This window comes from Pantoea sp. 18069, assembly GCF_902706035.1.
Classification (GTDB): Bacteria; Pseudomonadota; Gammaproteobacteria; order Burkholderiales; family Burkholderiaceae_C; genus Comamonas.
In genome coordinates this window covers 138,411-151,294 of the sequence record NZ_CACSJA010000010.1, presented here as the reverse complement: position 1 = coordinate 151,294, position 12,884 = coordinate 138,411, and the positions used below count along the sequence as shown (strand labels likewise).

Annotated in this window: 9 protein-coding genes; 6 read left to right on the top strand and 3 right to left on the bottom strand. The window is 65.7% G+C overall.

What is annotated here, in order from left to right; all coding sequences use genetic code 11:
• On the bottom strand, positions 1-760 hold a 760-nt coding region (locus GVL12_RS10595), incomplete at its 3' end, for a biotin/lipoyl-containing protein (protein WP_306770591.1).
• Between the two features lie 18 nt (positions 761-778).
• Positions 779-3,502, bottom strand: coding sequence for a pyruvate dehydrogenase (acetyl-transferring), homodimeric type (gene aceE / locus GVL12_RS10590; protein WP_159913617.1), 2,724 nt, complete (start codon positions 3,500-3,502; stop codon positions 779-781).
• A gap of 273 nt (positions 3,503-3,775) precedes the next feature.
• Here aceE and GVL12_RS10585 point away from each other — a divergent pair, with 273 nt between their 5' ends.
• The 5 genes from GVL12_RS10585 (at position 3,776) to GVL12_RS10565 (ending at position 11,021) form a co-directional block, all read left to right on the top strand.
• Positions 3,776-6,358 (top strand): PAS domain-containing sensor histidine kinase, encoded by a 2,583-nt coding sequence (locus tag GVL12_RS10585; protein WP_159913615.1) that lies wholly within the window; start codon positions 3,776-3,778, stop codon positions 6,356-6,358.
• Positions 6,355-6,993 (top strand): response regulator transcription factor, encoded by a 639-nt coding sequence (locus tag GVL12_RS10580; RefSeq protein ID WP_159913613.1) that lies wholly within the window; start codon positions 6,355-6,357, stop codon positions 6,991-6,993. Before GVL12_RS10585 ends, GVL12_RS10580 begins: the two co-directional genes overlap by 4 nt.
• Before the next feature lie 233 nt (positions 6,994-7,226).
• Positions 7,227-8,075, top strand: coding sequence for a bifunctional methylenetetrahydrofolate dehydrogenase/methenyltetrahydrofolate cyclohydrolase FolD (gene folD, locus GVL12_RS10575; RefSeq protein ID WP_159913611.1), 849 nt, complete (start codon positions 7,227-7,229; stop codon positions 8,073-8,075).
• A 167-nt stretch (positions 8,076-8,242) separates the two neighbouring features.
• Positions 8,243-10,300, top strand: a complete 2,058-nt coding sequence (locus GVL12_RS10570; RefSeq protein ID WP_159913609.1) for a M3 family metallopeptidase — start codon at positions 8,243-8,245, stop codon at positions 10,298-10,300.
• Positions 10,301-10,367: 67 nt separating this feature from the next.
• Positions 10,368-11,021 (top strand): glutaredoxin domain-containing protein, encoded by a 654-nt coding sequence (locus GVL12_RS10565; protein ID WP_200843663.1) that lies wholly within the window; start codon positions 10,368-10,370, stop codon positions 11,019-11,021.
• A gap of 22 nt (positions 11,022-11,043) precedes the next feature.
• On the opposite strand, the gene rpiA is transcribed toward GVL12_RS10565, so the two are convergent.
• The gene (gene rpiA / locus GVL12_RS10560; protein WP_159913607.1) at positions 11,044-11,736 is read right to left on the bottom strand and encodes a ribose-5-phosphate isomerase RpiA; all 693 of its coding nucleotides are present in this window, start codon (positions 11,734-11,736) and stop codon (positions 11,044-11,046) included.
• A 43-nt stretch (positions 11,737-11,779) separates the two neighbouring features.
• On the opposite strand from rpiA, the gene GVL12_RS10555 reads away from it, so the two are divergent.
• Positions 11,780-12,817, top strand: a complete 1,038-nt coding sequence (locus GVL12_RS10555; protein ID WP_368855043.1) for a quinone-dependent dihydroorotate dehydrogenase — start codon at positions 11,780-11,782, stop codon at positions 12,815-12,817.
• The last annotated feature ends 67 nt before the right edge of the window (positions 12,818-12,884 follow it).

Sequence of the window (12,884 nt, the reverse complement as noted above, 5' to 3'; positions counted from 1 at the left end):
CAGGTGCTGCAGCAGCTGGGGCGGGCGCCGCCGCTGCGGGTGCGGCAGCAGCAGGTGCTGACGCCCCAGCGGCTGCCGTGCCTTCGATTTCACCGATCACGTCACCGATATTGACCGTGTCGCCGACCTTGAGCGTCAGCGCCTTGATCACGCCGGCGGCCGGCGATGGAATCTCCATCGACGCCTTGTCGGATTCCACGGTGAACAGCGACTGCTCGGCCGCCACGGTGTCGCCGACCTTGACCAGAATCTCGGTCACGGCCACGTCCTTGAAGTCGCCGATGTCGGGGATTTTCAGGGCGATGGTTTCGGCCGGTCCTGCGGCGGCGGCGGCGGCGGGATCCGGCGCCGCGGCGGCTTGTGCCGCGGGAGCGGGAGCGGGAGCGGGAGCGGGAGCGGGAGCGGGAGCGGGAGCGGGAGCGGGAGCGGGAGCGGGAGCGGGAGCGGGAGCGGGAGCGGGAGCGGGAGCGGGAGCAGGGGAAGCAGCAGCGGGGGCCGCTGCTGCAGGGGCCGCTGCTGCTGCCGCGCTTTCGATGACCGCGATCACCGAGCCCTGCTTGACCTTGTCGCCCAGCGCCACGCGCAGCTCCTTGAGCACACCCGCATGGCTCGACGGAATTTCCATCGAGGCCTTGTCGGATTCCACGGTCAGCAGCGATTGCTCGGCCTTGATCGTGTCGCCCACCTGAACCAGTACTTCGATCACCGACACCTCGTCGAAATCACCGATGTCCGGAATTTGAATGTCTACCAATGCCATATATGTCTCCCGGAATTCTTAGGCGTTCAGCGGGTTGATCTTGTCGACCTGGATGCCGTACTTGGCAATCGCTTCGGCCACCTTGGTCATGGGCAGCTGGCCCGCGTCGGCCAGGCCGCGCAGGGCCGACACGACGATGTAGTGGCGGTCGATCTCGAAATGCTCGCGCAGCTTGCGGCGGAAGTCCGAACGGCCGAAACCGTCGGTGCCCAGCACCTTGTAGATGCGGCCCTTGGGGATATAGGCACGGATCTGCTCGGCGTAGGCCTTCATGTAGTCGGTCGACGCGATCACCGGGCCGGTGGTGCCGGCGAGCTGCTGCGTGACAAACGCCTGGCGCGAAGTCTCCAGCGGGTGCAGCAGGTTCCAGCGGTCCACGTCCTGGCCGTCGCGGGTCAGTTCGTTGAAGCTCGGGCAGCTCCAGACGTCGGCGGCAACGCCCCAGTCATTGAGCAGCAGCTCCTGGGCGAACAGCGATTCGCGCAGGATGGTGCCCGAACCGAGCAGTTGCACGCGCAGGCCCGTGGTCGGCACCTTGATGCCGGCCTTGCACTGGTACATGCCCTTGATGATCTGATCTTCGGTGCCGGGCGTCAGGCCTGGCATTGCATAGTTCTCGTTGAGCAGCGTCAGGTAATAGAAGACGTTTTCCTGCTCCTGCACCATGCGGCGCAGGCCTTCGCGCATGATCACCGCGACTTCGTGGGCGAAGGTCGGGTCGTAGCTGATGCAGTTGGGAACGGTGTTGGCCAGGATGTGGCTGTGGCCGTCTTCGTGCTGCAGGCCTTCGCCGTTGAGCGTCGTGCGCCCCGACGTGCCGCCGAGCAGGAAGCCGCGTGCCTGCATGTCGCCCGCTGCCCAGGCCAGGTCGCCCACGCGCTGGAAGCCGAACATCGAGTAGTAGACATAGAACGGGATCATGATCCGGTTGCTGGTGCTGTAGCTCGTGGCTGCGGCAATCCAGCTGGACATGCCGCCGGCTTCGTTGATGCCTTCCTGCAGGATCTGGCCGGCCTTGTCTTCGCGGTAGTACATGACCTGGTCTTTGTCGACCGGGGTGTACTGCTGGCCTGCGGGGTTGTAGATGCCGATCTGGCGGAACAGGCCTTCCATGCCGAACGTACGCGCCTCATCGACCAGGATGGGCACGACGCGCGGGCCGATTTCCTTGTCGCGCAGCAGTTGCGTGAGGAAGCGCACATAGGCCTGGGTGGTCGAGATCTCACGGCCTTCGGGCGTGGGCTCGAGGATGGCCTTGAAGGTCTCCAGCGCCGGCGCGGTGAACTGCTCGTCGGCCTTCACGCGGCGCTTGGGCAGGTAGCCGCCCAGCGCCTTGCGGCGCTCGTGCAGGTAACGCATTTCCGGTGTGTCGTCGGCCGGCTTGTAGAACGGCAGGTCGGCGATCTGGCTGTCGGGAATCGGAATGTTGAAGCGGTCGCGGAAGGCCTTGATGTCTTCGTCGCCGAGCTTCTTGGTCTGGTGCACGGTGTTCTTGCCTTCACCGATCTTGCCCATGCCGAAGCCCTTGACGGTCTTGACCAGCAGCACCGTGGGCTGGCCCTTGTGCTCGTTCGCCGAATGGAAGGCCGCGTAGACCTTCTGCGAATCGTGGCCGCCGCGGCGCAGGTTCCAGATTTCGTCGTCGCTCATGTGCTCGACCAGCTTCAGCGCGCGCGGGTCGCGGCCGAAGAAGTTCTTGCGCACGTAGGCACCGTCGTTGGCCTTGAACGACTGGTAGTCACCGTCGTTGCACTCCATCATGATCTTGCGCAGCACGCCGTCCTTGTCCTTGGCCAGCAGCTCGTCCCAGCCCTTGCCCCAGATCAGCTTGATCACGTTCCAGCCCGAGCCGCGGAATTCGCCTTCGAGTTCCTGGATGATCTTGCCGTTGCCGCGCACCGGGCCGTCCAGGCGCTGCAGGTTGCAGTTGATGACGAAGATCAGGTTGTCGAGCTTTTCGCGCGCTGCCAGCGAAATCGCGCCCAGCGATTCCACTTCGTCCATTTCACCGTCGCCGCAGAACACCCAGACCTTGCGGTTCTCGGTGTTGGCAATGCCGCGGGCGTGCAGGTACTTGAGAAAGCGCGCCTGGTAGATCGCCATCAGCGGGCCCAGGCCCATGGAGACCGTGGGGAACTGCCAGAACTCGGGCATCAGCTTGGGATGCGGGTAGCTCGACAGGCCCTTGCCGTCGACTTCCTGGCGGAAATTCAGCAGTTGCTCTTCGCTGATGCGGCCTTCGAGGTAGGCGCGCGCATAGATGCCGGGCGACACATGGCCCTGGATGTAGAGACAATCGCCGCCGTGGTTTTCGCTCTCGGCATGCCAGAAATGGTTGAAGCCCGCGCCGAACATGTTGGCCAGCGAAGCGAAGGAGCCGATGTGGCCGCCCAGGTCGCCGCCTTCGGGCGGGTGGATGCGGTTGGCCTTGACGACCATCGCCATCGCGTTCCAGCGCATGTAGGCGCGCAGGCGGCCTTCGAGCTCGAGGTTGCCGGGACAGCGCGCTTCCTGCGACGTCTCGAGCGTGTTCACATAGCCGGTGTTGGCGGAGAAAGGTCGGTCCACGCTGTTCTGGCGCGCGTGTTCGAGCAGCTCTTCGAGCAGTGCGTGGGCGTACTGCGCGCCCTCACGGTCGATCACGGCGGACAGCGCGTCCATCCATTCGCGGGTTTCTTGCTGATCGGTGCTGGCCACGGGGGTGGCGCCGGCGCCGGCCTGAGGGTCGGTCTGAGCTGTCATGGTGTCTCCTGGCAATAGGCGATAAACGAACAGTGGCCTTGTGCCCATTGTCATGGGGCGTAAACGCCCTTGCCAATTGGTCAACCAGCGGCTTGCGCGCCCGGCCGCAAATGCGCCGTCACTGAATGAATCGAGCGGAAGTTTCGCACATTTTCAGCAAATTTCAAATTATGCTTCTCAATTTCATAATGTGATATTTTGCTGCAAACGCACAAATTGGCCGCCGTCTGAAGCGCGCGAAAAAACCCGGCACTCCTCCTCTACACTCAGGCCATGGACCCCATTGCCGCCACGCCCGCCGCGAAACCCACCGCGCCCAACGCCTTGTCCGACACGCTCGTCGCCGCACCCGTGCGCTGGTGGCGCAGCTGGTGGCGCAGCCTCTCCCCGACCCGCCAGGATCGCTTCGCCGCGCTGGCCCCGCTCGCGGCGGTATTGATGTTCCTCGCGGCCATCGTCGTCGCTTTCTGGTATCTGCGCGTGGAAGAGGTCGAGCGCGAACAGGAAGCGCTGCGCCGCGACGTCGAATACGCCCAGCAGCGCGTGCGCCTGCGGCTGCTCGAACGCCAGGAGCAGTTGATGCGCGTGGCACGCGACATCGCCAACCAGGAGCTGGGCAGAGGGGATTTTGCGCGCCGCAGCGAAGCGCTGATCACCCAGTACCCGGAGCTCCAGTCGATCAGCTGGATCGACGAGCGCCAGCGCATACGCGCCAGCCATTCCGCGCCCACGGTGCACAGCGAACAGTTGCGCATCGCCGGCGAAATCCTGCGGCCCGGCGACACCGCCCGGACCTTCGCGCAGGTGCAGGACCTGCAGCAGCCGGTCTATGCGCAATCGGTCGCCATTGCGGGCGAGCCGGTACCGATGCTGCAACTGCAGGTACCGATCAACAGCACGGGCGGCTTTGGCGGCGTGGTGCTGGGCGAATACTCGGTCGACAGCCTGCTGCGCTACGGCACGCCAACCGAAGTGCTCGCGCGCTACGCGGTCACCATGCTCGACGGCAGCGGCCAGCTGCTGGCCGGCACCGCCCTGCCCCAGCGCGCCAACGGCAACACCTGGCGCTGGTGGCGCGACCGCGCCAACGAATATGAGGTTCCGGTCTCGCCCGTGGGCAGCGGCCTGGTGCTGCGCGCCCAGGCCTACCGCACGTCGCTGGGCTTTGTCGGCAACAGCCTGTTCTGGCTGGTCGGCACGCTCAGCGCGATGACGGCCTGGCTGCTGCTGGCTACCTGGCGCCATACGCGCCGGCGCATGCGCGCCCAGGAAGCGCTGGTCGCCGAAACCAACTTCCGCCGCGCGATGGAGAACTCGGTGCTCACGGGCATGCGCGCGCTCGACCTCGAAGGCCGGATCACCTATGTCAACGCCGCGTTCTGCCAGATGACGGGCTGGAGCGAAAGCGATCTGGTCGGCCAGTTGCCGCCCTACAGCTATTGGCCGAGCAATGAATACGACAGCCTGCGCCTGAAGCTGCGCGACGAGCTCAGCGGCAAGACCATCGTCGGCGGCTTCCAGGTGCGCGTGCAGCGCAAGAACGGCAGCCAGTTCGATGCGCGGCTGTATGTCTCGCCGCTGATCGACGCCCATGGCCAGCACACCGGCTGGATGTCGTCGATGACCGACATCACCGAGCCCAACCGCATACGCGAGCAGCTGTCGGCCTCGCACGAGCGCTTCACCATCGTGCTCGAAGCGCTCGATGCCTCGGTGTCGGTGGCGCCGCTGGGCAGCGCCGAGCTGCTGTTCGCCAACAAGCTCTACCGCCAGTGGTTCGGCTCGCAGACCGATGGCCACCTGCAGCTCGTCGCGCAGGCCGGCGTGCTGCCCGCACGCCACACCGACTCCAACATGGACGACGAGGACGGACTGATGGGCCTGCCCGCCGACCCGCTGACCAGCGCACGCAGCGAAAACGCCGAAATCTTCCTGCCCGACCTGGGCAAATGGCTGGAAGTGCGCTCGCGCTACCTGAGCTGGGTCGACGGGCGGCTCGCGCAGATGGTGATCGCCACCGACATCACGCCCCGGCGCCTGGCGCAGGAGCAGGCCGCGCGCCAGGCCGAACACGCGCAATCCATCAGCCGCCTGATCACCATGGGGGAGATGGCATCGAGCGTGGCGCACGAACTCAACCAGCCGCTCACCGCCATCAGCAACTACTGCAGCGGTATGATCTCGCGCAGCCAAAGCGGCCAGTTGAGCCAGGAGATGCTGCTGACGGCGCTGCAGAAAACCGCCCACCAGGCCCAGCGCGCGGGCCAGATCATCCAGCGCATACGCGCCTTCGTGAAGCGCAGCGAACCCAATCGCACGCTGGCCCATGTCGCCGACATGGTCAGCGAAGCCGTGGAGCTTGCCGACATCGAACTGCGCCGCCACAACGTGCGCCTGACCCACCATATCGCCGAGCGGCTGCCGCCGGTGATGGCCGACGCCATCCTGATCGAGCAGGTGCTGGTCAACCTGATGAAGAACGGCGCCGAGTCGATCGAGAACTCGCAGCGCCCGGGCCACCAGCGCAGCGTGGAGCTGAGCGTGCTGCCGCGCGAGATCGAAGGCCAGCAGGTGGTCGAATTCACCGTGCAGGACACGGGCAAGGGCCTGCCGCCCGAAGTGCTGGAACGCCTGTTCGAGGCCTTCTTCACCACCAAGAGCGAAGGCATGGGCATGGGGCTGAATCTGTGCCGCAGCATCGTCGAGTCGCACCACGGTCGAATGCACGCGGAGAACCTCTACAATGGCTCCGATGTCATAGGCTGCCGCTTCACTTTCTGGCTGCCGCTCGCGGCTCCTGTGGATGCGACAACACTCACCACGACAACCGAACCCACACCAAGGACGATTGCATGAGTTTGATTCCGAAAAAAGGCACTGTGTATGTGGTTGACGACGACGAGGCCGTCCGTGATTCGTTGCAGTGGTTGCTCGAAGGCAAGGACTACCGCGTGCGCTGCTTCGACGCCGCAGAATCCTTTCTGGCGCGCTACGACCCCCGCGAAGTCGCCTGTCTGATCGTCGACATCCGCATGGGCGGAATGACGGGCCTGGAACTGCAGGACCGCCTGATCGAACGCAAGTCCCCGCTGCCCATCGTGTTCATCACGGGCCACGGCGACGTGCCCATGGCGGTGAACACCATGAAGAAGGGTGCGCTGGACTTCATCCAGAAGCCGTTCAATGAAGAAGAGCTGCTGGGCCTGGTCGAGCGCATGCTGGACCACGCCCGCGATGCGTTCGCCGGCCACCAGCAGGCCGCGAGCCGCGACGCGCTGCTGTCCAAGCTCACCAGCCGTGAGGCCCAGGTGCTCGAGCGCATCGTCGCCGGCCGCCTGAACAAGCAGATCGCCGACGATCTGGGCATCAGCATCAAGACCGTGGAAGCGCACCGCGCCAACATCATGGAAAAGCTCAACGCCAACACCGTGGCCGATCTGCTGAAAATTGCACTGGGACAAAACCAGCCCACGGGCAAGGTCGCCGCCTGAATGTGGATCACCCCCTGAGCCGCTATGCGGCTTCCCCCTCTCATCCTTCGGTGGAGGGGGACGGCGCCCTCGCTGCGGGGCGGCCCTTGCTCGGCGCCCCCTCGGAATTGGGACATGTCGACTGCCTAGATCAAGGGTAATGCGGGAGTTGCAGAGGCTGTTTAAAATTACGCATGGTCCACGGCTGCTAGTGCCCCACGGTGCTAGCAGCATTTTTTATTGAGATTTCAAACATGACAGCCCAACTCATCGACGGCAACGCCCTCTCCCGCCAACTGCGCTCGGAAGTCGCCACGCGCGCAGCAGCGCTCAAGGCGCGCGGCGTCATTCCCGGACTGGCCGTCGTGCTGGTGGGCGACAACCCCGCCAGCCAGGTCTATGTGCGCAACAAGGTCAAGGCCTGCGAGGAAGCCGGCCTGCACTCGGTGCTCGAGAAGTACGACGCGAGCCTGACCGAGGCCGAACTGCTGGCGCGCGTCGAAGCGCTCAACAACGATCCCGGCATCCACGGCATCCTGGTGCAACTGCCCCTGCCCGCGCACATCGACGACCACAAGGTCATCGAAGCCATCTCGCCGCTCAAGGACGTCGACGGCTTTCACGTCGCCAGCGCCGGCGCGCTGATGGTCGGTGAAGTCGGCTTCAAGGCCTGCACGCCCTACGGCTGCATGAAGATGCTTGAATCCATAGGCATGAAGGACCTGCGCGGCAAGCACGCCGTGGTCATCGGCCGCTCGAACATCGTCGGCAAGCCCATGGCCATGATGCTGCTGCAGGCCAATGCCACCGTGACCGTGTGCCACAGCGGCACGGCCGACCTCGCGGCCATGACGCGCCAGGCCGACATCGTGGTCGCTGCCGTTGGCAAGCGCAATGTGCTCACGGCCGACATGGTCAAGCCCGGCGCCGTGGTGATCGACGTGGGCATGAACCGCAACGACGAAGGCAAGCTCTGCGGCGACGTGGACTTCGCGGGCGTCAAGGAAATCGCGGGCTACATTACCCCCGTGCCCGGCGGTGTCGGCCCCATGACCATTACCATGCTTTTGGTAAGCACCGTGGAAGCGGCTGAACGGACATAGCCCCCACGCTTGCCCACTTCGTGTGGCTGCGCTGCCCCCCATGGGAGCCCTCGCGGCTGGGGGGGTGCCGCCCAGGACGGCCCGGCGCCGCTCACGCATCGAACTTGGCATAGCTCTGCAGTATTTTCCAGCTTGAAATTATTAGTTACGTCGCCACATAAGCACGCATGAGCAATCCACTTCTCGACAAAACCGACCTGCCGCTGTTCGACCGCATCCAGCCCGAACATGTGGAGCCCGCGATCCACGTTCTGATGGAGCAGGCCAGCCAGGCCCTGGAAACGGTCACGGCCGCGGACTTTCCCGCGCGCTGGGAATCGATTGCCGGCGTGCTCGATGTCGCGACCGAAAAATTCTCCAGCGCCTGGGGCGCCGTGAGCCACCTCAACAGCGTGGCCGACACGCCCGAGCTGCGCGCCGCCTACAACGAAGCCCTGCCCAAGGTCACCGAGTTCTGGACCCGCCTGGGCGCCGACGAGCGGCTGTACGCCAAGTACAAGGCCATTGACCCGACCGCACTCAACCCCGAGCAGCGCCGGGCCTGGGACAACGCCATCCGCAACTTCGTGCTTTCGGGCGCGGAGCTGCAGGGCGAGGCCAAGCTGCGCTTCGCGCAGATCCAGGAACGCTCGGCCGAGCTGAGCCAGAAGTTCAGCGAGAACGCGCTAGACGCCACCGATGCGTTTGCGTATTACGCCACGCTAGAGGAGCTCGACGGCGTGCCCGCCGATGTGCAGCAGGCCGCGCGTGCCGCAGCCGAGGCCGAAGACAAGGCCGGCTACAAGCTCACGCTGAAGATGCCCTGCTACCTGCCCGTGATGCAGTTCGCGCGCAGCAGCAGCCTGCGCGAAACGCTCTACAAGGCCTATGTGACGCGCGCCTCCGACCAGGCCGCGGGCGATGCCACGAAATTCGACAACAGCGCCAACATCCGCGAAATCCTGGCCTTGCGCCAGGAGGAAGCCCAGCTGCTGGGTTACGCCACCTTCGCCGACCTGTCGCTGGTCACCAAGATGGCCCAGTCGCCGGCCGAAGTCATCACCTTCCTGCGCGATCTCGCGCGCCGCGCGCGTCCCTATGCCGAAAAGGATGTCGCCGACCTGCGCGCCTTCGCGGCCCAGGAACTGGGCCTGGACGATCCCCAGCCCTGGGACTGGAGCTATGTCTCGGAGAAGCTCAAGGAAGCGCGCTATGCGTTCAGCGAGCAGGAAGTCAAGCAATACTTCCCCGCGCCCAAGGTGCTCGCCGGCCTGTTCAAGATCGTCGAAACCCTGTTCGAAGTCAGCATCCGCCGCGATGTCGCTCCCGTCTGGAACCCGGCCGTCGAGTTCTACCGCATCGAGCGCGCGGGCAGCAACGGCCCCGAGCTGGTCGGCCAGTTCTACCTCGACCAGCCCGCGCGCAAGGGCAAGCGCGGCGGCGCCTGGATGGACGACGTGCGCGCGCGCTGGCTGCGCCCCGACAACCACGCGCTGCAAACGCCCGTGGCCCATCTGGTCTGCAATTTCGCCGATGGTGTCGACGGCAAGCCCGCGCTGCTCACGCACGATGACGTGATCACGCTGTTCCACGAAACCGGCCATGGCCTGCACCACCTGCTGACCCAGGTCAACGAGCGCGATGTCTCGGGCATCAGCGGCGTCGAATGGGATGCGGTCGAGCTGCCCAGCCAGTTCATGGAAAACTTCTGCTGGGAATGGAACGTGCTCGAGCACATGACCGCCCATGTGGAAACCGGCGAGCCGCTGCCGCGCGCGCTGTTCGACAAGATGCTGGCCGCGAAGAACTTCCAAAGCGGCATGGGCACGCTGCGCCAGATCGAGTTCTCGCTGTTCGACATGCTGCTGCACACCACGCACCAGCCGGCCGACGACATCATGCCGCTGCTGGCCCAGGTGCGCGCCGAAGTCGCCGTGCTGCCCGCGCCGCCCTACAGCCGCACGGCCCACACGTTCAGCCACATCTTCGCGGGCGGCTACGCCGCGGGCTACTACAGCTACAAATGGGCCGAGGTGCTGAGCGCCGACGCCTATGCGGCGTTCGAGGAAACCCAGCGCTCCGACGGCAGCAACGCGCCCGAGACCGGCCGCCGCTACCGCGCCGCCATCCTCGAAGCCGGTGGCAGCCGCCCGGCGATGGAATCGTTCAAGGCCTTCCGCGGCCGCGAGCCTTCGCTGGACGCCTTGCTGCGCCACCAGGGCATGGCCGAACCCGCTGCGGCCTGAACCAGTGCGGGCGGCTTGCCGCCCGCACGCCCTGCGTTCAGCCCCTTCCACTCACCAGGTTGCTGCCATGCTTGTTTCGTCCGTTTCGCATCGCTCGGCACTGGTTGCAGCCATGGTGCTCACCATGGCTGCGTTCACGGTCCATGAGGCTCAGGCCCAGGTCATCTACCGCAGCGTGGGCGCCGATGGGCGCGTGACGTTTTCCGACCGTGAACCGAACACCGCACGCGCGGCCGTGACGGCCGAAGACGCGCGCGCTCCCGCCAATGCCGGCGACGCGCTGCCCCATGCGCTGCGCGAGGTACAGGCGCGCTTTCCCGTGACCCTCTACACCGGCAGCGATTGCAGCCCCTGCGCCAGCGCGCGTGCGCTGCTGGTGACACGCGGCATTCCGTTCACCGAACTGAGCGTGCAGACGAACGCCGACGTGCAGGCCCTGCAGTCGCTCAGCGGCCAGAGCCAGCTGCCGTTTGCAACCATAGGCCGCCAGCACCTCACGGGCTTTGCGGCCGGCGAATGGGGGCAATACCTCGATGCCGCAGGCTACCCCCAGACTTCGGCCCTGCCCGCGAACTATCGCCAGGCGCCTGTGCGCCCACTGGCACCGGCGCCGGCGCCAGCCCCCGCTGCAGCGCCCGCCGAAACCGAGCGCCGCATGCCCGCGCCCCCCGCATCAACCAACCGGGTGACACCGACCAACCCCGCAGGCCTGAGTTTCTGAGCAGGCCGCGCAGGCCGGGTGATCAATAGGCGATGGTGCGCACGCCCTGCGCCGTGCCCAGCAGGCACACCGAAGCTTTCTGGTGCGCAAACACGCCCACGGTGACCACGCCGGGCCACTGGTTGACTTCGGATTCGAACGCCAGCGGATCGGCAATCGACAGGCCGCGCACATCCAGAATGTGCTGGCCGTTGTCGGTCACCAGGGACTGGCCATCGCGCAGGCGCAGCGTCGCGCTCGCGCCCCGGGCCTCGAAGCGGCGCGCGATCTGCTGGGCGGCCATGGGAATTACCTCGACCGGCAGCGGGAACGCGCCGAGTGCATCCACCAGCTTGGATTCGTCGGCGATGCAGACGAAACGCTTGGCCAGCGCGGCGACGATCTTCTCGCGCGTCAGCGCCGCGCCGCCGCCCTTGACCATGTAGCCCTGGCCGTCGATCTCGTCGGCGCCGTCGATATAGACCGACAGCGATTCGACTTCGTTGGCATCGAACACCGCAATGCCCAGTGCCTTCAGGCGCTCGGTGCTGGCCACCGAGCTTGAGACCGCGCCGCGGATCTGGTCCTTGATCGTCGCCAGGGCGTCGATGAACTTGTTGACCGTCGAGCCCGTGCCCACGCCGACGATCTCGCCGGCTTGCACGTACTGGAGAGCGGCTTGTCCCACCAGGGTTTTGAGTTCATCTTGGGAAAGGGCTGCAGCAGGTGTCGTCATGGGAGAGAATTGGAAGTAATCACTGAATTATCCAATGTCTCTTATTCCCTACGCACTGGCCAGACCCTTTCTGTTCCGCCTCGACGCCGAGGCGGCCCATGACCTGACGATGAACCTGCTGGCGCGCGGCCAGGGCACGCCGCTGCAGTGGGCCTGGTCACAGCCCATGGTGTCGGACCCGATCGAGCTCGCCGGACTGCAGTTTCCCAACCGCGTGGGCATGGCCGCGGGCCTGGACAAGAACGCGCGCTGCATAGACGCGCTCAGCGCCATGGGCTTTGGCTTCGTCGAAGTCGGCACCGTCACGCCCAAGCCCCAGCCGGGCAACCCCCAGCCGCGCATGTTCCGCATTCCCCAGGCCAGGGCACTGGTCAACCGCCTGGGATTCAATAACCAGGGCCTGGAGACTTTCGTCGCCAACGTGCGCCAGTCGAAGTGCCGCGCGCAGGGCAAGCCCATGCTGCTGGGCCTGAACATCGGCAAGAATGCGCTCACGCCCATAGAGGAAGCGACCAGCGACTACCTGATTGCGCTCGAAGGCGTGTACCCGCATGCCGACTATGTGACCGTGAACATCAGTTCGCCCAACACCAAGAACCTGCGCGCGCTGCAAAGCGATGACGCGCTCGACGGCCTGCTCGGCGCGATCGCCGTGCGCCGCGAGCAGCTCGCCGCGCAGCAGGGCCGGCGCGTGCCCTTGTTCGTCAAGATCGCACCCGATCTGGACGCCGACCAGGTCGCCGTGATCGCCGCCACACTGCAGCGCCATGGCATGGACGGCGTCATCGCCACCAACACCACCATCCGGCGCGAAGCCGTCCAGGGCATGGCGCACGCCGACGAAGCCGGCGGCCTGTCGGGCGCACCGGTGCGCGAAGCGAGCAACCATGTGATACGCCAGCTGCGCGCAGCGCTGGGCCCGAACTACCCCATCATCGGCGTGGGCGGCATCATGAGCGCAGACGACGCCGTGGAAAAGATCCGCGCGGGCGCGGACGTGGTGCAGATCTACAGTGGCCTGATCTATGAAGGCCCGGCACTGGTGCAACGCGCGGCCAGGGCGATTCGCCAGCTGCGCTGAGCAGCTTGCGTGCCCATGCAAAAAGCCGTGGCTGCTTGCAGCACACGGCTTTTTTGCGCCCGGTCGA

Coding starts and splice junctions, on each gene's coding strand:
- aceE (WP_159913617.1), bottom strand. CDS start 3,502: ATGACAGCTCAGACCGACCCTCAGGCCGGCGCCGGCGCCACCCCCGTG.
- GVL12_RS10585 (WP_159913615.1), top strand. CDS start 3,776: ATGGACCCCATTGCCGCCACGCCCGCCGCGAAACCCACCGCGCCCAAC.
- GVL12_RS10580 (WP_159913613.1), top strand. CDS start 6,355: ATGAGTTTGATTCCGAAAAAAGGCACTGTGTATGTGGTTGACGACGAC.
- folD (WP_159913611.1), top strand. CDS start 7,227: ATGACAGCCCAACTCATCGACGGCAACGCCCTCTCCCGCCAACTGCGC.
- GVL12_RS10570 (WP_159913609.1), top strand. CDS start 8,243: ATGAGCAATCCACTTCTCGACAAAACCGACCTGCCGCTGTTCGACCGC.
- GVL12_RS10565 (WP_200843663.1), top strand. CDS start 10,368: ATGCTTGTTTCGTCCGTTTCGCATCGCTCGGCACTGGTTGCAGCCATG.
- rpiA (WP_159913607.1), bottom strand. CDS start 11,736: ATGACGACACCTGCTGCAGCCCTTTCCCAAGATGAACTCAAAACCCTG.